This window comes from Streptomyces vulcanius (assembly GCF_042653945.1).
GTDB lineage: Bacteria > Actinomycetota > Actinomycetes > Streptomycetales > Streptomycetaceae > Streptomyces > Streptomyces mangrovi.
On record NZ_JBHSFK010000041.1, the window covers coordinates 68,603 to 88,797 of the forward strand.

Annotated in this window: 20 protein-coding genes and 1 pseudogene; 5 read left to right on the forward strand and 16 right to left on the reverse strand. The window is 70.3% G+C overall.

The annotated features are described in order from the left end of the window. Positions 1-2: 2 nt before the first annotated feature. The 3 genes from ACFPIH_RS43455 to ACFPIH_RS43465 form a co-directional block, all read right to left on the reverse strand. Positions 3-872: a F510_1955 family glycosylhydrolase gene (locus ACFPIH_RS43455; RefSeq protein WP_381183945.1), complete on the reverse strand. Its 870-nt coding sequence runs from the start codon at positions 870-872 to the stop codon at positions 3-5. Between the two features lie 158 nt (positions 873-1,030). Beyond that, positions 1,031-1,681 (reverse strand): DUF305 domain-containing protein, encoded by a 651-nt coding sequence (locus tag ACFPIH_RS43460; RefSeq protein ID WP_381183948.1) that lies wholly within the window; start codon positions 1,679-1,681, stop codon positions 1,031-1,033. Between the two features lie 94 nt (positions 1,682-1,775). Next, a complete protein-coding gene (locus ACFPIH_RS43465) occupies positions 1,776-2,213 on the reverse strand; it encodes a hypothetical protein (RefSeq protein ID WP_381183951.1) in 438 nt (145 codons plus the stop codon). A 158-nt stretch (positions 2,214-2,371) separates the two neighbouring features. On the opposite strand from ACFPIH_RS43465, the gene ACFPIH_RS43470 reads away from it, so the two are divergent. Beyond that, positions 2,372-2,740: a BlaI/MecI/CopY family transcriptional regulator gene (locus tag ACFPIH_RS43470; RefSeq protein WP_381183954.1), complete on the forward strand. Its 369-nt coding sequence runs from the start codon at positions 2,372-2,374 to the stop codon at positions 2,738-2,740. After that, on the forward strand, positions 2,737-3,645 hold the full coding sequence (locus ACFPIH_RS43475) for a M56 family metallopeptidase (RefSeq protein ID WP_381183957.1): 909 nt from the start codon (positions 2,737-2,739) through the stop codon (positions 3,643-3,645). Before ACFPIH_RS43470 ends, ACFPIH_RS43475 begins: the two co-directional genes overlap by 4 nt. 209 nt (positions 3,646-3,854) lie before the next feature. On the opposite strand, the gene tnpA is transcribed toward ACFPIH_RS43475, so the two are convergent. Next, positions 3,855-4,283 carry an IS200/IS605 family transposase gene (tnpA, locus tag ACFPIH_RS43480; protein WP_381183960.1) on the reverse strand — a complete coding sequence of 143 codons (429 nt, stop codon included), beginning with the start codon at positions 4,281-4,283 and terminating at the stop codon, positions 3,855-3,857. A gap of 23 nt (positions 4,284-4,306) precedes the next feature. Between tnpA and ACFPIH_RS43485 the strand changes: the two genes are divergently transcribed. Beyond that, positions 4,307-5,587 (forward strand): RNA-guided endonuclease InsQ/TnpB family protein, encoded by a 1,281-nt coding sequence (locus tag ACFPIH_RS43485; RefSeq protein WP_381183963.1) that lies wholly within the window; start codon positions 4,307-4,309, stop codon positions 5,585-5,587. Positions 5,588-5,621: 34 nt separating this feature from the next. On the opposite strand, the gene ACFPIH_RS43490 is transcribed toward ACFPIH_RS43485, so the two are convergent. The 9 genes from ACFPIH_RS43490 to ACFPIH_RS43530 all read right to left on the reverse strand — a co-directional run bounded on the left by ACFPIH_RS43490 (position 5,622) and on the right by ACFPIH_RS43530 (position 14,834). Next, positions 5,622-7,910, reverse strand: coding sequence for a heavy metal translocating P-type ATPase (locus ACFPIH_RS43490; protein ID WP_381183966.1), 2,289 nt, complete (start codon positions 7,908-7,910; stop codon positions 5,622-5,624). A 110-nt stretch (positions 7,911-8,020) separates the two neighbouring features. Further along, positions 8,021-8,317 carry a heavy-metal-associated domain-containing protein gene (locus ACFPIH_RS43495; RefSeq protein WP_381183969.1) on the reverse strand — a complete coding sequence of 99 codons (297 nt, stop codon included), beginning with the start codon at positions 8,315-8,317 and terminating at the stop codon, positions 8,021-8,023. 171 nt (positions 8,318-8,488) lie between these two features. Next, positions 8,489-9,373, reverse strand: coding sequence for a DUF5134 domain-containing protein (locus ACFPIH_RS43500; protein ID WP_381183971.1), 885 nt, complete (start codon positions 9,371-9,373; stop codon positions 8,489-8,491). A 427-nt stretch (positions 9,374-9,800) separates the two neighbouring features. Then, entirely contained in the window at positions 9,801-10,985 is a 1,185-nt protein-coding gene (locus ACFPIH_RS43505; protein ID WP_381183974.1) for a permease, read from the reverse strand. Positions 10,986-11,108: 123 nt separating this feature from the next. Beyond that, positions 11,109-11,798 (reverse strand): DUF305 domain-containing protein, encoded by a 690-nt coding sequence (locus ACFPIH_RS43510; RefSeq protein WP_381183976.1) that lies wholly within the window; start codon positions 11,796-11,798, stop codon positions 11,109-11,111. Further along, positions 11,795-12,451 (reverse strand): DUF3105 domain-containing protein, encoded by a 657-nt coding sequence (locus ACFPIH_RS43515; protein WP_381183979.1) that lies wholly within the window; start codon positions 12,449-12,451, stop codon positions 11,795-11,797. Before ACFPIH_RS43515 ends, ACFPIH_RS43510 begins: the two co-directional genes overlap by 4 nt. Positions 12,452-12,535: 84 nt before the next feature. Next, entirely contained in the window at positions 12,536-12,955 is a 420-nt protein-coding gene (locus tag ACFPIH_RS43520) for a hypothetical protein (protein ID WP_381183982.1), read from the reverse strand. A gap of 53 nt (positions 12,956-13,008) precedes the next feature. Further along, entirely contained in the window at positions 13,009-13,341 is a 333-nt protein-coding gene (locus ACFPIH_RS43525) for a hypothetical protein (RefSeq protein ID WP_381183984.1), read from the reverse strand. 263 nt (positions 13,342-13,604) lie between these two features. Then, positions 13,605-14,834, reverse strand: coding sequence for a copper resistance CopC/CopD family protein (locus ACFPIH_RS43530; RefSeq protein ID WP_381183987.1), 1,230 nt, complete (start codon positions 14,832-14,834; stop codon positions 13,605-13,607). A 5-nt stretch (positions 14,835-14,839) separates the two neighbouring features. Here ACFPIH_RS43530 and ACFPIH_RS56555 point away from each other — a divergent pair, with 5 nt between their 5' ends. Then, complete coding sequence (locus ACFPIH_RS56555) at positions 14,840-15,109, forward strand: hypothetical protein (RefSeq protein WP_465270393.1); 270 nt, start codon at positions 14,840-14,842, stop codon at positions 15,107-15,109. A gap of 219 nt (positions 15,110-15,328) precedes the next feature. Here ACFPIH_RS56555 and ACFPIH_RS43535 read toward each other — a convergent pair whose 3' ends face one another. The 3 genes from ACFPIH_RS43535 to ACFPIH_RS43545 all read right to left on the reverse strand — a co-directional run bounded on the left by ACFPIH_RS43535 (position 15,329) and on the right by ACFPIH_RS43545 (position 19,138). Beyond that, on the reverse strand, positions 15,329-15,565 hold the full coding sequence (locus ACFPIH_RS43535; RefSeq protein ID WP_381183990.1) for a hypothetical protein: 237 nt from the start codon (positions 15,563-15,565) through the stop codon (positions 15,329-15,331). An 858-nt stretch (positions 15,566-16,423) separates the two neighbouring features. Next, positions 16,424-18,736, reverse strand: a complete 2,313-nt coding sequence (locus tag ACFPIH_RS43540; RefSeq protein ID WP_381183993.1) for a heavy metal translocating P-type ATPase — start codon at positions 18,734-18,736, stop codon at positions 16,424-16,426. A 27-nt stretch (positions 18,737-18,763) separates the two neighbouring features. Beyond that, positions 18,764-19,138 carry an ArsR/SmtB family transcription factor gene (locus tag ACFPIH_RS43545; protein ID WP_381183996.1) on the reverse strand — a complete coding sequence of 125 codons (375 nt, stop codon included), beginning with the start codon at positions 19,136-19,138 and terminating at the stop codon, positions 18,764-18,766. A gap of 348 nt (positions 19,139-19,486) precedes the next feature. Between ACFPIH_RS43545 and ACFPIH_RS43550 the strand changes: the two are divergent. Next, positions 19,487-20,167: pseudogene (locus ACFPIH_RS43550) on the forward strand (permease); the annotation flags it as partial. Between the last annotated feature and the right edge of the window lie 28 nt (positions 20,168-20,195).

Below are 20,195 nucleotides of genomic sequence, written 5' to 3' on the forward strand. Positions count from 1 at the left end.
GCTCAGTGCCCTTCACCAAGCGCCTCGACATCGAGGCGCTTGGTGAAGGACTGGCCGCCGTCCTTCGACTCGTACACCCCGTCCCGTGTGGCGGCCAGGACGTGCTCGGCGCCGACGGCCGTGAGCGCTTGGGGCTGACCGCCCGGCACGGTGGCCGGCTTCTTCCACGTTGTCCCGCCGTCGGAGCTGCGGTGGAGGCCGCCCGTGGTGTCGATGCCGAACAGCGCATCGCTCGCCGACCAGGAGAGGTAGGCCATCACCGGCTGCTTGCCTGCGGCGAAGGTCTTGCCGCCGTCGGTGCTGCGGGCCACTCCGTCGGCCGTGGTGGCCAGAACGAGGTCGGGGTCCTGAGGGCTGACCGCGATGTCGAGTGCTTCGAGCGGCGCCTTGTCCGTCCAGGCGGTGCCGTCCGCGCTCGTGCGCAGGCGGCCGTTGGTGGAGTCGTATCCGTAGACGGTGCCGTGGACGTACTCCAGGGCATGGAAGTCGGACTCTCCCGAGAGGGACAGCGACTTCCAGGTCCGGCCGGCGTCCGTGCTCTTGATCAGCCCTTTGTTGCCGGGGCCGTCACCGTCCGCGCTGGGATGCCCACTGGCGAGGAACGTCTTCTTCCCGGCCACGGTGAAGCCCATGAAGTCGTCCACGTCGCCGCCCACCAGAGTGGGACGGCCCTGGGCGTCCGGGGTGTAGACGCCCTCGTGCGTGGCGACGTACAGGCGTTGGTCGGACGGGTCCAGACCGAGTCCGTGGATGTGGCTCACGGTGACGCCGGATCCGGAGGCGTCCGTCTCGTCGTCGTTGCTGGAGCAGGCGGTCAGGGCGAGGCTGAGAGCGACCGCGGTGGCTGCCGCGGCGGCAAGGCGCTGGTTCATGGGTCCTCGGGGGAGGGCGGGGCGCACCAGGGGAGGGCGACCGGGCGGGTTGAGGGGGCGAGCGGCCGTACGGGTTCCGCGGCGCGGACCTTGCGCTGCGGAACCCGTACGTTCGGCTGGCGACGCGAGCCGAAAGGGGTGGCTCGCGTCAGGAGGGCTCAGAGCCTGTCGACGATGCTCTGCAGCTGCTTGACCTCGGCGGACTGGCCTTCGACGATGGCGCCGGCCATCTTCACGGCGTCGGCGTTCTTGCCGTTCTTCTGCTCGTCCTGGGCCGTGCTGATCGCGCCGTTGTGGTGCTCGATCATCATCTCGGCGAACATCTTGTCGAACTCGGCGCCCTTCATGGACGTGAGGTGCTCCATGTCCGCGTCGGACATCATGCCGTCGCCGCTGCCGTGATCCATGCCGGGCATGGACTCCGCGGCGGTCGGCTTGTTCCAGGACTTCAGCCAGCCCGTCATGGTCTTGATCTCGGGGTCCTGGGCCTTTTCGATCTTCGCGGCGATGTCCTTGACCTCCGAGTCGGAGGCTCGGTCGTCGGCGAGTCCGGCCATCTCCAGGGCCTGCTCGTGGTGCGGGATCATCATCTGCGCGAAGGTGACGTCCGCGTCGTTGAAGCTCGAGGATCCGGCCTGGGTGGTCGCCGAGGCGGACGCGGAGCTTTTGTCGCTGCCGTGGTCCATCCCGCTCATGTCGTCGCCGTTGTCGCCGCAGGCGGAGAGGAACAGGGCCCCGGCGGCGACGACGCCTATGGCGGCAGCGTGGCGGGCGTGCTTGCGGCGCAGGGCATGCGTGAGGGCAGTCATGGTCGATTCACCTTGTGCTGTCGGTTCTTGGCTGTTTCGGTGCAGGCGAAGTCGCGGGTCCGCGCGTGGTGCGCGCCCGCGAGAGCGACTCGGCCTACAGCCGCAGAACCGACAAGAGAGTGAGATCGGGGCCGCGTGGAGGGGGATCGGGCCGCAGAACGCCGGAGACCTGGGCGAGAAGTCTGGCCGGCCACTCCTGGTGACGGGTGAACGCCGACCTGAGAAGCGTGGCGAGCACGCACGCGCCGAACAGGACCGCCATGCACAGCGAGACCATGTCCATGGCCATGGCGGGTTCGTGTGAGGCCGCCGAGCCTGCCGTACCCGTGGCGTGACCGTCTCCGCCCCGGTCGGCGGGAGTACCCATCGGATCCTGGCGGGAAGCAGCCGGATCCATCGCTGCCGAGTGGGACGCGGAGCTCATTACCGAGCTCGACGACTCACTGGGATGCCCCATGCTGTGCATCGCGAAGATGCCCACGGCGAGCACGACGACGAGCAGCAGGTGCCCGAGGGCACCTCCCGCGCGCACGCACCGGCTCACCTTCACCAAGGGACTCCGTCACTGGTCGTTCTGGATCAGCCCTTCCGGCGGTACTACTCAAGGGCTGCGGGCCCTGCTGAGCGACGGCCGACTCCACTGATCTACTAAGCTGATTGGCGTTCAGAGTACCGGAGAAGGGAGTGGCCGTGCGTCAGCTGGGTGAGCTCGAGGCGGAGATCATGCACCGCCTGTGGGCCTGGGGGCGTCCCGCGACCGCACGCGACGTACTGACCGACATCAACAAGCAGCGGCCGCTCGCCTACAGCACCGTCAAGACCGTGGCCGACATCCTTCACCACAAAGGCATGCTCACGCGGCACAAGGAGGCCAGAGCATGGGTGTACGAGCCCACCTGCACCCGGCAGCAGTACACGGCGGCGCTGATGCAGCAGGCCCTCGGCAGCAACCCGGACCCGGCGGGCACTCTGGTCAGTTTCGTGGAACAGATGACGCCCGACGAGGCTGACGCCCTACGCTCGGCGCTCCGGGCGGTCAAGAGGCGGAGCGAAGCATGAGCACAGCAGCGGTCCTGACCGGATATGCCGTTGTGGTGGGCGCCCTCGTGCCGTCCCTGCTGTCCCGGGCGGCGTGGGCGCATCGCGCTCCGGTCCTCGCGGTCCTCGCGTGGCAGGGCCTCATGGTCACGTTCGTCTTCACCGTCACGCTCGCGGTGTATCACCTGCTTCTTGCCAATCATCACGCGCACGGCGGGCTCGTCGGGCTGCTCAGCGCCTGCGGTCTCGCCGTCGGCGCCCCGCTGGCCGGGTCCGCACCATCTCTGCCGCAGGCCCTGGCGCTCGCCGCGCCCGCTGCGATCATGCTGCTGCCGCTCGGCTGGCTCGTAGCCTGCTCCTGGCAGGCACGCAGGGCACGACAGCGCCACCTCGACCTGCTCACCCTCGTGGGCGACCCGGCACCTGAGTACGACGCCACCGTCGTCGACCACAAGGCCCCGGCCGTCTACTGCCTGCCCGGCCGTCGCCGTCGGGTCGTCATCACCCGAGGTGCGTTGGACGCCCTTTCCGAGGAACAGATGCGGGCCGTCCTGGAGCACGAGCGTGCGCACATCGACGGCAGGCACCACCTGCTGCACCTGCTGGCGGACGCGTTCTCCCGGGCCTTCCCCGGACTGCCGCTGGCCCGCCACGCCAAGGAGCAGACGGCGCTGCTGGTGGAGATGATCGCGGACGACCACGCCCTGCGGCTCCATCCGCGGGAGGCACTGGCGACAGCGATGTGCGAGGTGGCAGCAGGGCGGGTGCCGTCGGTGGCCCTGGGGGCCGGCGGGGCAGGTGCCCTGATCAGGCTCCGGCGCGTGCTCACGCCGCAGCCCCGGCCGCACCGCGCGACCTGGCTGGGCGTGGTCGCGGCCACTGTCGTGGCGCCGCTGCTGCCGCTCCTGGTGGCGTGCGGGCTCTGATCCAGCGTTGTCCCAACTGCTCGCGACCTCATCATGCCTTGGCCGCCTGGCCAATGCCCTTCGCGGACAGAGACCGGGCGGCGGGTGGGCGGTTTCGACGGGTCTACCTCTGATCTTGGCCAGTGCTCGGCCCTTCAGGGCGGGGGTGAAGGTCATCCTTGGGCCGGAGGCGCGGAGCGCCGGAGGGCTCTGCGCCTCCGTGGTGGCGGTCAGACGGGGCGCTGCTGGTTTTCGATGTACTGCCTGACGGCGGTCAGGGGTGCCCCGCCGCACGATCCGGCGAAGTAGGAACCGGACCAGAAGTGTCCGCCCCACAGGTACCGGCGGACGTGGCTGTCGTATTCCTGGCGGAGTCTGCGGGAGCTGACGCCCTTGAGGGAGTTGACCAGCTTGGAGAGCTGGACCTTGGGCGGGTAGTGCACGAGCAGGTGGACGTGGTCCTGTTCACCGTTGAACTGCTTCAGCTCGGCCTCGAAGTCGGCGCAGACCTCCCGCATGATCTCTTCTGTACGGGTGAGCATGGCGTCGGTGAACGCGTTCCGCCGGTACTTCGTGACAAAAACCAAGTGAACGTGCAGGTTGTAGACAACATGACGACCGGTTCTGACATCGGGATTAGTGTTCCAGCGGGGTGACATAAACCAATGGTAGGTTCTCGATTGTGAGTCACCACACCCTGGTCAAGCGGCAGTTCGGGCACCGCGCCCGGCTCGCGCTGTCGCCTGCCGAGGTGTTGAAGACAGACGACCAGGCGCACGCCGCCCGCACGATGTGGAACCTGCTGCACGCGTGGTGGCAGATGATGCCGAAGGAGAAGCGGACCCTCGGACACGCGGACGCCGCGATCCGCCAGGCCCGCGAGGACATCGACTTTCTCGCCGTTCTCCCCGCGCAGGCCGCGCAAGCGGTACTCAAGACGTACTTCCGGGCGTGGAAGAACTGCTGGGACGGGCGGGCCGACGCCCCGAACTTCAAGGGCCGGTTCCGCACGGTGATGTCCGTGGACATCCCGCAGGGCCGGGACCTGAACATCACCCGCGTGCACCGACGCTGGGGCATGGCCAACATTCCCAAGGTGGGCCGTGTCCGCTTCCGCTGGACCAAAGACCTTCCGGTCGGCAAGCGTGCAGGGGCGGAGAACCGGATCACCGGGGCACGACTGATCAAGGACGCGCTCGGCTGGCACATCGCCTTCCGTGTTCAGACCGTGGAGGCCAAGCCCGATCCCCACCAGGGGCCGGACGTCGGCATCGACGTGGGCGTCACCGTCCCCATAGCCCTCTCGGACGGTGAGACGTACGAGCACGGCGAATGGCTGACCGCCAAGGAGAAGGCAAGGCTCCTGTACTTGGAGCAGCGTGCCGCGCAGCGTAAGCAGCACCGCAAGCCCGGCGAGCGCACCAGCCGCCGGCTGCACCGCACCTATGACCAGATCGCGGGACTGCGCGCGAAAGCCAAGCGCCGGTCCCTGGACTGGCAGCACCGGACGGCCACCGTCATCGCCCGCACCTACGGCACCGTCGTGGTCGAAGCACTCAGCATCACGAACATGGTCAAGTCTGCCAGGGGAACCGTCGAGGAGCCAGGCAAGAACGTTGCCCAGAAGGCTGGGCTGAACCGCTCCATCAGCCAGGAGGCATGGGGCCGCACGGTCACCATGCTGACGTACAAGACCGCCCGGCTCGGCGGCACCGTGGTCAAGGTCCCCGCCCCCGGTACCTCCAGGCGCTGCTCGGCGTGCGGCTTCACCACGCCCGGCAGCCGGGAGAGCCAGGCCGTGTTCGTGTGCAGGAACCCGGACTGCGGCTGGTCGGGCAACGCCGACCACAACGCAGCCCGCAACGTCCTACACCTGTACCGGATGGGCCTCGCGCTCATCCCGGCTGCCGGGAGGGCAGTCGTCAGGCGCGCACAGCGCGTCAAACCCGCTGCCGCAAGGTAAGCAGGAATCTCCCGGCTTCAGCCGGGAGAGCACTTCAATTGAAGGACCGCAGGCGCAGGCTGTTGGTGACGACGAAGACCGACGAGAAGGCCATCGCGGCACCGGCGATCATCGGGTTGAGCATGCCGGCGGCGGCGAGCGGCAGGGCCGCGACGTTGTAGCCGAAGGCCCAGAAGAGGTTGCCCTTGATGATGGCCAGGGTCCTGCGGGACAGACGGATCGCGTCCGCAGCCACCCGCAGGTCACCTCGTACGAGGGTCAGGTCTCCCGCCTCGATGGCCGCGTCCGTGCCGGTGCCCATGGCAAGGCCGAGGTCGGCGGTGGCGAGGGCGGCCGCGTCGTTGACGCCGTCGCCGACCATGGCGACCGTACGGCCCTCGGCCTGCAGCCGCTTGACCACGTCGACCTTGTCCTGCGGCAGTACTTCGGCGATGACTTCGTCGATGCCGACAGCGCGGGCGACCGACTCGGCCACGAGTTGGTTGTCACCGGTCAGGAGAACCGGCTTCAGACCCAGTCGGCGCAGCTCGGCCACCGCCTCGGCGCTGGTCTCCTTCACCGCGTCGGCGACGGTGAGGACTCCGCGCGCCTCGCCGTCCCAGGCGACGGCGACCGCCGTACGACCCTCCGCCTCTGCCGCGGCCTTGGCATCGGCCAGTTCGCGGGGCAGCTCGATGGCCCAGTCGTCCAGAAGCTTCTCGCGGCCTACGAGTACGGCGTGTCCGTCCACGACGCCCTGTACGCCGAGTCCGGCGACGTTCTCGAAGTTCTCCGGTACGGGCAGGCTGCCGACCCGCTTCACCGCGCCGACCGCGATGGCCTGGGCGATCGGGTGCTCGGAGGCGTGTTCCAACGCGCCCGCCAGCCGCAGCAGTTCGTCCTTGTCCACGCCCGGTGCGGTGAACACGTCCTGGAGCTGCATCCGGCCGGTGGTGACCGTGCCGGTCTTGTCGAGGACGACGGTGTCGACGCGGCGGGTGGACTCCAGCACTTCGGGGCCCTTGATGAGGATGCCGAGCTGGGCACCGCGCCCGGTGCCGACCATGAGGGCGGTGGGCGTGGCGAGCCCGAGTGCGCACGGGCAGGCGATGATCAGGACGGCCACGGCGGCCGTGAAGGCGGCGGCCGCGTCACCTGTGACGCCTAGCCAGCCCCCGAGAGTAGCGGCGGCGATCAGCAGGACCGCGGGGACGAAGACGCCGGAGATCCGGTCGGCGAGGCGCTGCACCTCGGCCTTGCCGTTCTGCGCGTCCTCGACGAGCCTCGCCATGCGGGCGAGCTGGGTGTCGGCGCCGACACGGGTCGCCTCGACGACGAGCCGCCCGCCGGCGTTGACCGTCGCACCGGTCACGGCGTCCCCGACGCCCACGTCGACCGGCACGGACTCGCCGGTCAGCATGGAGGCGTCCACCGCCGACGCGCCCTCGACGACGGTCCCGTCGGTCGCGATCTTCTCGCCCGGGCGTACGACGAAGCGGTCGCCGATTGCCAACTGTGCGACGGGGATGCGCACTTCCGTGCTGCCCCGCAGCACCGCCACGTCCTTCGCGCCCAGTTCCAGCAGCGCCCGCAGCGCCGCTCCCGCCTTGCGCTTGGACTTCGCCTCCAGGTAGCGCCCGGCGAGGATGAGGGTGGTCACCCCGGCCGCGGCCTCCAGGTAGATGGAGGAGGAGCCGTCGGATCGGGAGATGGTGAACTCGAAGCCGTGTCGCATGCCCGGCATTCCGGCGTGCCCGAAGAACAGCGCCCACAGTGACCAGCCCAGGGCGGCGAGCGTGCCGATGGACACGAGCGTGTCCATGGTCGCGGCTCCGTGGCGGGCGTTCGTCCAGGCGGCCCGGTGGAAGGGGTAGGCGCCCCAGACGACGACCGGAGCGGCGAGAGTCAGCGACAGCCACTGCCAGTTGTCGAACTGCAGGGCCGGGACCATTGCCATCAGGACGACGGGCACCGAGAGCGCGAGCGACACGAACAGACGCTGCCGCAGGGAGAGCAACTCCCCGTCCACGGCAGGACGTGCCGGGACCTCGCCTTCCTGCCCGGCTGGGGGAGTTGGGGGCGGCGGCTCCTCGGCCGTGTATCCGGTCTTCTCGACGGTGGCGATCAGGTCGGCGACCTCGATCCCGTCCGGGTACGAGACCTTCGCCTTTTCCGTGGCGAAGTTGACGGTCGCCATCACGCCGTCCATGCGGTTGAGTTTCTTCTCGATGCGTGCCGCGCACGAGGCACAGGTCATGCCGCCGATGGAGAGCTCGACCTCGGAGGCCGGCGCCGACGGGGGCGCCTCACCGGGACGTGTCATCTCGGGAACCGTGCTGGTCATGGAGATTCTCCTGGGGAAGGCCGGGGGCGTACGGCGTCCGTATCAGCGGAGCGGCACGTCCCGGCGTGGAGGGAAACGCTTGGTCCGGGGCTGCCCGACCCCGGACGGGCTCACGCCGTGCCGACGAGCTCGTAGCCCGCCTCGTCGACGGCGGCGCGGACGGCCTCCTCGTCGAGCGGGGCGGCGGAGGTGACCGTCACCTCACCGGTCTTGGCGACGGCCGTGACCGCGGTGACGCCGTCCAGCTCGGACATCTCCTGCGAGACCGCGCCCTCGCAGTGCCCGCAGGTCATGCCGGACACCGTGTAGACGGTGGTGACCCCGCCGACTTGGGTGTCGGTCGCGGCGCTGGAGTGGCACGAGCCGTCGGTGGAGCAGCAGGAGCCGGAGTTCTTCTGGTCGGTCATGGCTTTTCATCCTCGGATGTCGATGCGTGGACGACGCTTCGGGAGGGGCTCATCCCCGCTCCTCTCAAGCAGGTCGACAATATACCCCCCAGGGGTATTTCAGAGCTGTGGGGGTGCCTCGCAATTCCCCGACGCCAGTGGTTGCTGTGGAGCTCGGGGGAGCCTCTGCCGTTACGCGACCATCATCAGCAGCATGGCGGACATGGTTCCGCCCATGCCGATGTGCGCTGCGAGGGCAGCCTCGGGGGTGGCGCCGGCCCTGCGGCGACGGCCGTGGCGGCCCCGTTCCGCCGTGCGGGCCTTGTCCCAGACGGAAAGTGTCAGCGATGCCAGAAACACCACGATGGTGTCGGGCATGGAGAGCAGCCAGTGGCTCCAGCTGCGGCGCCGAGTGTTCTCGCGGCCGGCGGTGAGGCCGATCCGCTTTGTGCCGCGGATGCGCGCCCAGACCGAAGCGGCGATCGACAGCAGGAAGTAGACAGCGAGCGCGGCGATCACCAGACGCCAGACGGAAGGCGACGACGATGCGCCTGCTCCGGCGGCAGACGTGTGTGCACTCATGTCGGCCATGTCCATCCCGGGCATGGACTCCATTCCGGCCATGCTCTCCGTCCCGCCGGTGTGCTGCACGCTCGCGGCATCCTCCATGCCCGGCATGCCCGGCATCGAGGAACCGTGGCCGTGCCCCAGCGCGAGGACGGGCCCGGACGAGGTCGTCGTCATGGCCAACGTCATGATCACCATGCCGGCGCTGCCGACGATGAGGTGCACCCAGTGGCGGCCTTCCTTCCAGCCGCGTTCACGCGCGTGCTTGATGACCAACGCCACCGCGCCGAGCCCGAGGAGGGCGAACGCCGCCGCCCACCACATGCCGTACCCCCCGTACAAGGCGGCCGTCGCGGGCAGGGCCATGGTGGCCATGCATACGCCCATCAGCAGGTCGCCGCCTGCCGCGTACCGGCCCTCGCCGCTCGTGGTCACGACCCGGACCGCGCTGACGGCGGCGACCAGCGCGGCGACCCCCGCTATGGACCAGCTCAGAGCCAGAGTTCCCATATCCACCCTTCCAAGTGCGTCCCACTGAGCCGCGCAAGTGCTGGGCGGCTGGGACTTAGTACGCATGGGGGCGGGCGGGGACTCAGTATCTGCTAAGCAGATTAGTTTTCGAACCGCGGTCGGGGGTGCGTCAAGATCGCCTCTCTGGGGTGCTCGCCGAGGCAGACCGGTCATGTGCTTGACGTGTTCCGCCGAGAGCGTCAAAGGGCACCTGGTGACCAGCGCGGTAGCGCCTGCTGCCGCAGCCACGAGACCGAGACGAGCTGACCGCGGCTGTCCCCGGCGACCGGCGGCCACCGGCCGCTGTGGAAGGCAGGCTTGGCCGCGTTCGTCGGGAAGTCCGATGATCGCGAGGACGGTGCCGCTGCCGGCCGGCTCCGAGGCGGGGAACTCTCGACCTGATCTCAGGCAGGCGTGAGACGTCGGGTCAGTGCCGGTGACCGTCGTGCCTATGGGTGTCGTGATGCTCGTGGTCAGCGTGATCCGGTGAGCCGCCCATGATGCGCAGCATTGCCGGACCGCCGGTGCGCCAGAACCGTACAAGCAGGGCCGCGGCCAGCAACAGGAAGGAGATGTTGAGCCAGGTGGTGTAGTTCCAGGTGACGCCTTCTTCGGGGATCTTCGCGTCCGCCTGGTCCGGGACCAGCCCCAGCCCACCGAAGACGAACTCGACGACGTACCCGGCGACCGCCATCGCCGCGAAGAAGGTGAACAGGAGGAGGGCGGCCATCCGGGGGCCGTAGTACTTCCGGTAGATGTTGAGGATCGGGAGGATGAGCAGGTCGGCGTAGATGAAGGCGATCACCCCGCCGAAGCTGATGCCGCCCTTCCACAGCACTACGGCCAGTGGCACGTTGCCGATGGAGCAGACGAACGTCGCGATCGCCACCAGCGGTCCGACGAGCGGTCCGATCAGCTTGGCGGCGAGCGGGTGGTCCGCCATGAAGAACGTCTGCCAGAAGTCGTCCGGCACCCAGGCGGCGATCGCTCCGGCGATCAGCAGTCCGGCCACCAGGTCACGCAGGATCGCCGCCCACTCCATGACGAAGATGTGCGACACGGACGTAAAGCCGTCCCGCGAGAGCAGACGGCGTGCGAAGCCGCCCTCGCCCTGAACGGACATGTCCATCGCCGCGTGGCCCTCCATGGACCCGGCCACGCCGCGCTCGGCCTGTTCCCGGGCCTGGCGCAGGAGATGCTCGCGCAGGAAGATCCGGAACAGCACGGCGAGTACGACGATCATGATCGGTCCACCGGCGAACTCCGCGGCCGTGAACTGCCAGCCCATCAACAAGGCCAGGATCACGCCGAGTTCGATCACCATGTTGGTGGAGGCGATCTCGAAGGCCATCGCCGCCGTGAAGTCCGCGCCCTTGCGGAAGAGGGAGCGCGCGAGGGCGACGGCTGCGTACGAGCAGGACGACGAGGCCGCGCCGAGCCCGGCGGACATGGCCAGGGTGCCGGGCCGGTCGTCGCCGAGGAGCCGTACGACCGTGGAGCGGCGCACCACTGCCTGCACGACGGCGGAGAGCGTGAAGCCGAGGATCAGTGCCCAGGTGACCTCCCAGGTCATCGACCCGGCGATGGACAGGGCATGGCCGATCGCGTCCACGGATCTGCACCTTTCCCGAGGCGTTGCTGCCGTCGGCGAGTATCCCCCCAGGGGGTACCACATGCTCGGACCCGGGGTGAACCGGTCGGGCGCCGCAGCCGACGACGCCCGACCGCGAGGTGATCACTTCCGGGGCGCGGCGCCGCGTTCCGTCAGCAGGTCGGTCATCAACTGCATCTCCGACTGCTGTGCCTCGACCATGCCCTGGGCGAGCCTCTTCTCCGGCTCCACCTCGCACTGCTGGGCGCAGGCGCGGGCCATGTCGACGCCGCCCATGTGATGGTCGTACATGAGCTGGAGGTAGAGAACCTCCGCCTGCCTGCCCTGGAGCTTGCCGAGTTCAGCGAGCTCCGTGTCGGTGGCCATGCCCGGCATCAGCGAGCCGTCCTTCACCTCGTGCCCCATGTGGCCGCCGCCCTGCATCCAGGCCATGTAGCCGTCCAGTGACGTCTTCGGCAGGCCCCAGAGGTCGAGCCAGCCGAGCAACATGCCGCGCTGGTTGGCCTGGGTCTGGGCGATGTCGTACGCAAGACGGCGGATGTCCTCGTCGGCGGTGCGGTCGCGGACGATGTACGCCATCTCCACCGCCTGCTGGTGGTGGACGGCCATGTCGCGCGCGAAGCCCGCGTCGGCGGAGTCGGCAGCCGGGACGACGACCCCCTTGTCGTTGTCTCCGCCGGTCGTGGTCAGGATCGTCAGAGCGAGGACGAGGACGGCCAGGGCCGCCGCGCCGACGATCAGCCATCGGGAGAGGGAGGGCCTGGGAGCGTGCGCCTCGCCGGCGTCTGTCGCCTTCAGTGCCGTGTCGGTCATGAGGCGGTCAGTCCGCCCGTGCAGGCAGCGCCCGGCTCGGGGGTCTGCGCGCCCTGGACGTACTTGGTCAGGAACTGCCCCACCCGGGCGTCGGACGCCTTGTCGACGGTCAGCTGACGGCCCCAGGCGGACAGCGTGATCGTCCCGGCCTGGGTCTTGTCCGGGCTCATCAGCGTGTAGGGCGTCTTGGAGACCTTGTCGGCGAGAGCCTTGACGTCGGCGTCCGCGGCCTTGTCGTTGTACGTCACCCAGACCGCGCCGTGTTCGAGGGAGTGGACGGCGTTCTCGTTCGCTATGGCCTGGGTGTAGACGGTGCCGTCGCAGGTCATCCACGCCTGGTTGTGGTCGCCGCCGACGGGCGGCTGCATCGGGTACTTCACGGGCTCGGCGACGTGGTTGCGGCCGAGCTTCTTGGCGTCCCAGGTCTTCTCGCCGCTGACCGGCTTCTTCGCGGCGGCGGCCTGCTGCTCCTCCTTCTCGTTGGCGTTGTTGATGGCGTACGTGCCCCAGCCCACCAGTCCCGCGACGATGACCGTGCTGAGGGTGATGGTGAGGATGCGGTTGCGGCGCTCGCGGGCTCTCTCGGCGCGGCGCAGCTCCTCGATGCGGGCCTTGCGGGATGCGGAAGCCGTCTTCTTGCTGGTTTTGCGCATGGCTGTGGTGTCCTCGTCTCCGCCGTACGGCGGTGGGCGCAAGGGGATGGGGATGCCGGTGCGCGTGTGGGCGCGGGCGTCCGCCTAGATCCGCTGCACCTGGAGGACGTGGAGGTCGGGGGCACCGCGAGTGGGTGGCAGGCCGGCTGCGCAGGCGGAGGCGGCAGGAGCGGCGAGACCCGGCACGCGGGGCAGGACGACCGGCAGGGGCTGAGGTGCTGCCGGGAGTACGGCCCGTCCGGCATGTGCGGACTGGGCGCAGCACACGTCGCCTGGTGGACAGTTGCCCGGGTGCGCCATCACCACTGCGTGGTGCTCGGTCCAGTTGTCGGCCGGTGTCCGTGCGGCGGACATCGCGGCCACCGGCTCGCCGACGGTCGCGTGGGCCGTGGAGCCCAGGCACATGACCAGCACGGTGAGCAGGACGGCCAGGGCAGGGCAGAGCGCCGCGACCTGCGTGGTCCACCACGCGTCACGGTGCCTGCGCTGCGTCCGGCTGTTCACCAAGGTGATGCTAAGCGGTGCCTGTGCATGTGGTGGCGGTCGGGGCTGGGAGTTCAGTGCTCATGGCCCTCCTCCTCGTCCGCGTCCGGGTAGACGAAGGTGCGGGTGACGAGGCGGTTGGGGGCGGTCAGGGTCTCGTGGAGGATGCGGCCGGTCTCGTCGAGGGTGAGGTCGAGCTGGGTGTGTTCGGCGGGGTGGGCGAGGGCCAGACGACGGTGGCCGCTCTCGTCGGGCAGCCGCGTGGTGACCGGGGCGGTGCCGCTGCCGTACGGCTCGGAGGCGAGGAACTCCTTGCCCGTGAGGGGGAGCTGCTTGAGGTCGCCGAGGCCGCGCGCGGTGTTGCTGGTGACCAACTCGTGCAGGGTGAAGCGGGGCGCCTGGTTCATTGCGGCCACGGCTTCGCGCAACAGGGCGCCATCAGGGCGAGGCGGCCAGGTCACGGCCAGGCCCGCGCGTCCGCCCGCCCATTCCTCGCCCGCCGAGGCGGTGAGGGTGAGGTGGCTGGTGCCGGTACGCCAGGGCAGCGGCGTGGAGAAGCAACCGGTGCCGCAGCCACGCAGGGCGAGCCGCCGCTTGCTGCCGCGCGGGTCGGCGAGGGTGGCTGTGAGGCCGTACGACTGGCCGTCGGGGTCGCCGACCTGGGGTGCGGTCAGCTCGACGATGAGCTGGCCGGTACTGGCGCGGGCGCTGACACCGATCTCCCCGGCCGGGTGCCGGCAGGGACGACCGGGCCGGTGGTCGGGGGCGCGAAGGACAGCGGGCGGTTGGTGTCGGCGGGGGCGCGCAGGACGGTGAGGGCGGCGGACATGGCCAGGACGACGGCCAGGGCGGAGGCTTCGACGCGGGCCGGGCGGTGGGGAAGGCCGCTCGTACGGTGCCGGCGGTGACGCGCGGCGTAAGCCAGGGCGGCGACGAGGGCGACCACGCCGATCTTGGCGAGGAGGACCTGGCCGTACGTGGTGGTGGCGAGGTCGTCGAGCGGCACGAGAAGCAGTGCGGCGATGACGCCGGTGACGACGACGGCCGCGAACAGCCAGGCGGCGAGGCGGGCGTACGCCAGCAGCAGGGCGCGGGCGGCGGACCGCTCGCTCCGCCACATGGCCATGGTTCGCAGTACGTGCACCAGGGCGCCGGTCCACAGGGCCGCGGCGGTGAGGTGTACGAAGGTCAACACCGGTCCGGCGGCGGCCTGCTCGGCCTGAGGGTGGGCGCGCAACGCCTCCGCCGCCACGACGGCGGCCGGCGGGACGACCGTCCATGTACGGCGGCCTACGGCGACGGCCACCGCCGCGAGGGCGAAACCCGTGACCTCGATCAGCGACAGGATGCCCGGGCGGGTGTCGATCGCCGAGCGCAGGGAGCCGCCCCCGATCACCAGCGCCGTCAGCCCGAGGGCGGCCGCGCAGCCGACCAGCGCGGTGGGCAGGGCCCACGAACGCGGCCGGCGTGGTGGAACGCCAGGGAGGCGGGCGGCGAGGCGGCTGAGCGTGGCCTCGCCGAGAAGCAGGGCGAGGGCGGTGAACAGCAGCCAGCGCAGGATGGTGGTGGGGACGCGGTCCTTGGCGGTCGTGGTCTGGCCGGATGAGAGGGCGACGGTGCGAGGGCCGACGCCGAAGCGGTAGCTGCCGGTCATTACGTCGCCGTCTTCGGCGGTGACCTGCCAGTCGACGGTGTGCACACCCTCGGCGAGTCTGCCGCGCACGGGGAGGGTGACGGTCCGGCCGCCCCGGCCGAGGGTGGGCTTGCCGAGCCCGGCCGCGGGCTTCAGCCGTACGGTCGAACCGCCGGCGCCGACCGGCTGGTCGAAGACGAGGACCAGCGCGCAGATACCGGAGTTTCCATCCGCGGCTTCCGCAGTCCAGGTGATGCGCGGAGGCACAACCCGTGCGCACAGGGGCCGGCCGCGTCCGTCGGTCGGGCCGAGACGTCCCCCTAGGAGGCCGGTGGCACAGGCCGTCGGCGTCGGAGCGTCCTCGACGAGCGTGGCTCGGTCCGCCGGACGCGCAACTCGTTGGCCGGAAGGGCTATTTCGCCGCCGACCGGCTGCGGATTCCGCTGTACGGCGCCTGGACCATGAAGGTCACCGTGAGCCTCACCGACGTCGACCAGGTCACCGTCGCCAAGGACGTGACCATGCGGCCGACACAGACCTGACCGGCCACACGCGCAGGAACGGCGGGGCTACCGGGCGCGCCCCCGGTAGCCCCGCCGTATGTCTCCCTGTCAGACGGCCAATAGGGAGAGTTTGCCGCGGACCGGCTTCGGCTCGAGGACGCGTTCGGCCAGGAAACCGAACAGCAGCCCGAACCCGGCCCTCAAGGGGGAAGTCGTCAGCATGAGCGATCAAAATGAGAGAGCCGGTGGGATTCCGACTCAGTCGAATCGGCCGAGGTCGTTGGTCTGGTCGTTCGTTGTGGGGCTGGTCGCCTGCCACTGCTCGGGGCTCAGCAGACGGGTCCGCGCGGCTAGACGACGCAGGGCGGCGACGGCGCCTTCGTCGAGGAGTGCCCCGCTGTAGCCGATGTACGCCACGACTCCAGGCACGGGCTCCCAGGCCAGCGCGCCGTTGCCGCCGAACGCAGACGTGACGACCGCGGGCTTTCCGTTCACGGTCCCTGCCCTCTGAACACGGGTGGCGTACAGCTGGTCTTCAAGGCCGCCGCACCGGGCGACGCCGGTGAAGGTCAGGCCGCCTGAGAGCTCGTCGGCCTCCCCGGTCTCGGCCGAGCTGTATCGGGTCTCGTGTATGTAGGGCGGGCGTGAGGGGCCCGTGGCCGTCACGGAAAGTCCGGGCTGTGGTTCGACGTTGGGGCGGCCCGAGACGACGCTGGTCGCGGCGGCGACAGCGATCAGCTCGGACTGTGGGAGATCCCCTCGGACTCGTGCGTACGAGCCTCCGACCGGCCAGGTGATCTCACGGTCGAGGGCCCTTCCTGAGACGCCGCCGACCTGGACCGGGCGTCCCGCCCGAGGCGCCGGTGTGGGGAACGTGACCACCGCGCTGTGCCGTCCCAGAGACCCGTCTGAGCGTCGTACGACCACTGTCGAAGGGCCTGCGGTCGCTGTGCGGTCACGCTTGATCAGCGTGGCGCCCTGAGGCAGTGGCATCCCTGTGAACACCAGGCCGGGGGTTTGCCCCGCCCCGACAGTGGTGTTCGGACCATCGGGAAAGGCGCTGCCGGGAGGCGACGCCGGCAACGACCTCACGGGGGCTGCTGTGGCCTGGTCGTCGTGCCTGCTCACGGCCACGATGCCCGTCACGAGCGCCGCGGCCAGGGTCACGGCTGCGGACGCTGTGATCAGTCGACTGGGTGGTCTCCAGGGCGGTCGGTCCGGGCCGCTGCTGAGTACATCCCCCATGTGCGCAGTTTGCCCCACAAGATTCCGGGCCGTACAGACGAAGGTAGTCCGTGCCCTTGCCCGGCGCGTCCACAACTGAGCTGCACTCGTCTCCTCGCTCACCGGGTGTCAGTGGCCGTCGCAGCACCCGTCGCCGTCGTCACGGCGGGAGCTGTCGACAAGCGGCAGCGTCTTCTGCGGGCGGATCTGGACCGAGACCGTGACCGTGTTGAGCGACGCGCCCTGCTTGAGGCGGGTGGGTTGGGTGGTTGAGCAGGAGTCGCAGCACCCCGTACCTGTGCCGGTGTTCTTGGCCGCGTCTGCGGGAGCGCCGGTCTCGGTCTGAACCCGGGGGGCGATGAGCACGAGCGGGCGGTCAGCGGCGGCCACTGTCTCGGCGGTGGTGTCCGTCGTGCAGTCGTCGCAGCACCCGTCGTCGCTCTGACCGGTGGCGTCGTTCGCGGTGGTTTCCACGGGTGCCGGCGCGGGGGTGGCGCGGACCGGGCGGGTCAGGCTGACGCCCGGCAGTGGGGTGGCCTTGGCGGCGCGGATGGCGTTGGCGATGACGAGGACCTCGGCGAGTTCGTGGACGAAGACCACGGTGGCCAGGCCCAGGACGCCGAAGGCGGCCAGCGGGATGAGGACGGTGACGATGGCCAGCGACTGGGCGATGTTCTGCAGCATGATGGTGCGGGCCCGGCGGGAGTGCCGCAGCAGTTGCGGCAGGTGGCGCAGGTCCTCGCCCATGAGCGCGGCGTCCGCGGTCTCGATCGCGACGTCGGTGCCCATGGCGCCCATCGCTATGCCGACGTCGGCGGTGGCCAGCGCCGGGGCGTCGTTGATGCCGTCGCCGACCATGGCCACCGTGCCCCGGCCGCCCTGGGCGCGCAGCTCGGTGACGATTTCGGCCTTGTCTTCCGGGCGCAGGTCTGCACGTATGTCCTCGATGCCCGCCGCCGTGGCGAGGGCCTGGGCGGTGCGGGCGTTGTCGCCGGTGAGCATGGCCACCCTGACGCCGAGACGGCGCAGTTCGCGTACGGTCTCGGCCGCTTCCGGGCGCAGTTCGTCGCGTACGGCGATCGCGCCGAGCAGTACGTCGTCGCGCTCGACGAGCACGACGGTCGCGCCCTCGCCTTGCAGCCGCTCCACCTCGGCGGCCAGGCCCCCGGGTTCGATGAAGCCGGGGCGCCCGAGCCGCACCCGCTCCCCGTCGACGTCACCGCGCAGTCCGTGGCCCACGATCGCGGTGACGTCGACGGCTTCCGGGATCTCTTCGGCGGCGGCGGTGATCGCGGCGGCGAGGGGGTGTTCGCTGCGCGCCTCCAGTGCTGCGGCAAGGCGCAGCACCTGGGCCTCGCTCGCGCCGCCGGCGGTGAGGGTGCCGATGACGCGGGGCTCGTTACGGGTCAGGGTGCCGGTCTTGTCCAGGGCCACGGTGCGTACGGTGCCGAGCTGTTCGAGGGCGAGGCCCCCCTTGACCAGGGCGCCGGTACGGCTGGCCGCGCCCACGGCTGCCACCACGGTGAGGGGTACGGCGATGGCCAGGGCGCAGGGCGAGGCCGCCACCAGGACGACCAGGGCCCGTTCCAGCCACAGCAGCGGATCGCCGAGGATCGCGCCGAGCCCGGCGATCAGCACGGAAAGGATCACTATGCCGGGCACGAGCGGCTTGGCGAGACGGTCGGCCAGGCGCTGGCCGCTGCCCTTGCGTTCCTGAGCCTCCTCGACGATGTGCACTATGCGGGCCAGGGAGCTGTCCTTGGCCAGCGCGGTGACCTCGACCTCTATCGCCCCGCCGCCGTTTATCGCGCCCGCGTACACCGGCTCGCCGGCTCCCGCCTCGACGGGCATCGACTCGCCGGTGATGGCGGACAGGTCCAGGCTGGTGCGCCCGGTGCGGATGACGCCGTCGGTGGCGGCCCGCTGTCCTGGCCGCAGCAGCATCACGTCACCCAACGCCAGTGCGTCCGGGGCGAGTTGGATTTCGCGGCCGCCGCGCAGTACGGAGGCGGTGTCGGGGACGAGGTTGAGCAGCGCGCGCAGGCCCTGCCGGGTGCGGACGACCGCGTAGTGCTCGAGCCCCTCGGTGACGGAGAAGAGCACGCCGAGCATGGCGGCCTCGAAGAACTGCCCGAGCGTCACCGCGCCGATCGCGGCGATGGTCATCAGGGTGCCGACGCCGACGTGCCGGTGCCTGAACAGATTCAGTACGGCTGCGGGGACGAAGGTGGAAGCGCCGACAGCGACTGCGGCCAGCTCCATCACGGTCTGCGGGATTTCGGCTCCAGTGCGGCCGGTCAGCCACCCGGCGAGCAACAGTACGGCGGCCACGGCCGCGAACCGCAGCTCCCGTACGTGCCACAGCCGCTGCGGCCCCTGGTCGTGTTCCTCGGTGCCGGCGGTGGCGTTCGCCTCGGCCGGCGCGCAGCACTCCGCACCCATCGAGATCCCCTTTGCCTGCTCGTCCTACTAGATCTCTATGGCGGCATCGACGCTGTCGCCGAGGAGCACTCCCAGCAGGGCCCGGCCCTGCTCGGTGAGCGTGTACATCACCAGCCGCCCGTCGCGGCGGGAGGTTGCCAGGCCCGCATTGCGCAGCTGCCGCACGTGGTGGGAGACGAGGTTCTGCGCCTGCCCGACGATCCATGCCAGATCGCACACGCACAGCTCGTCGCCGGCTGCCAGCGCCGCCGCCACGTTCAGTCGCGTCGGGTCGGCCAGTCCCTTGGCCGCCGACGCCGCGGGCTCCAGCGAGCCCAGCGACGGCAGCCGTCCGCGGATCTCCTCGGCGTGCGGGAGATCCAGGCAGAGCAGGTCGCAGGAGTCGATACGTTCCCCGGTCACATCAATATCCTAACGCTCATTGATATGTGCTGGAAGGGGGCCCTGGCGCCAGCCGTGGACGGCTCGCACGCGCGGGGGCGGCACTGCATCCCAACATCATCGACCGGCCAGGCGCGACAGCGTCGTTCGCCGGAGGCGGCGGTGGCCCGTGCCACGGCACCCCACCGCTGGTTCACAGAGGATCAACGGTGTTCTGACAGCTCTCCGCGTTAGCTTCGTCGCCCTGCTCCGCTCCGCGTTGGTCGGCGGAGGCGACGAGAGGGACGTGTGTAAGACCGGCTGATCGAGAGCAGAGGGGCTGCTCGGTGGCTTCGACCGCTGGCGATCGGGCCGGCGCTGCTGGCGCGTATGGACACGCCCGCGTTCCAGGCGTGGCGCACGGTGTTCGCGGCGATCGCGGTGCAGGGGCTGCCGTTCATGCTCTTCGGCACGCTCGTCTCGGCGGCGATCAGCGCCTTCGTCCCGGCGTCGGTGTTCTCCCGCGTGCTGCCCCGCAATCCGGCGCTGGCGGTGCCGGTCGCGGGTGTGGCCGGTGTGGTGCTGCCTGGCGGCGAGTGCGCGTCGGTGCCGGTGGCGGGCAGTCTGATGGGGCGTGGGGTGGCTCCGGCGGCGGCGCTGTCGTTCCTGTTGTCCGCTCCTGCCGTCAACCCGGTGGTGCTGGTCGCGACGGCCGTGGCCTTCCCGGGCAGCCCGGAGATGGTGGTGGCGCGGCTCGTCGCCTCGCTGGCCGTGTCGGTGGCCATGGGGTGGCTGTGGATCGGCCTGGGCAGGCCCGAGTGGCTGCGGCTGCCCAAGCAGCCCACGCGGACGGCCTCGCTGAAGGGCGCGGCACGCTGGGAGGATTTCCGCCAGGAGCTGCAGCACGACTTCCTGCACGCGGGCGGCTTCCTCATCGTCGGGGCCATGGCGGCGGCCACCTTCAACATCGTCGTACCGCAGTCCGCGCTGGACGCCGTCTCCGGCTCGCCCTGGCTGTCGGTGCTGCTGCTGGCCGGCCTCGCCGTGGTGCTCGCGGTCTGCTCGGAGGCCGGCCGTTGCTCACCAGCGGGGGCGGGGT

Bases quoted from the DNA above. Each gene is read 5' to 3' on its own strand.
- ACFPIH_RS43500 (WP_381183971.1), bottom strand. From the start codon at position 9,373: ATGGGAACTCTGGCTCTGAGCTGGTCCATAGCGGGGGTCGCCGCGCTG.
- ACFPIH_RS43490 (WP_381183966.1), bottom strand. From the start codon at position 7,910: ATGACCAGCACGGTTCCCGAGATGACACGTCCCGGTGAGGCGCCCCCG.
- ACFPIH_RS43495 (WP_381183969.1), bottom strand. From the start codon at position 8,317: ATGACCGACCAGAAGAACTCCGGCTCCTGCTGCTCCACCGACGGCTCG.
- ACFPIH_RS43515 (WP_381183979.1), bottom strand. From the start codon at position 12,451: ATGCGCAAAACCAGCAAGAAGACGGCTTCCGCATCCCGCAAGGCCCGC.
- ACFPIH_RS43525 (WP_381183984.1), bottom strand. From the start codon at position 13,341: ATGAACCAGGCGCCCCGCTTCACCCTGCACGAGTTGGTCACCAGCAAC.
- ACFPIH_RS43475 (WP_381183957.1), top strand. From the start codon at position 2,737: ATGAGCACAGCAGCGGTCCTGACCGGATATGCCGTTGTGGTGGGCGCC.
- ACFPIH_RS43460 (WP_381183948.1), bottom strand. From the start codon at position 1,681: ATGACTGCCCTCACGCATGCCCTGCGCCGCAAGCACGCCCGCCACGCT.
- ACFPIH_RS43540 (WP_381183993.1), bottom strand. From the start codon at position 18,736: ATGGGTGCGGAGTGCTGCGCGCCGGCCGAGGCGAACGCCACCGCCGGC.
- ACFPIH_RS43455 (WP_381183945.1), bottom strand. From the start codon at position 872: ATGAACCAGCGCCTTGCCGCCGCGGCAGCCACCGCGGTCGCTCTCAGC.
- ACFPIH_RS43510 (WP_381183976.1), bottom strand. From the start codon at position 11,798: ATGACCGACACGGCACTGAAGGCGACAGACGCCGGCGAGGCGCACGCT.
- tnpA (WP_381183960.1), bottom strand. From the start codon at position 4,283: ATGTCACCCCGCTGGAACACTAATCCCGATGTCAGAACCGGTCGTCAT.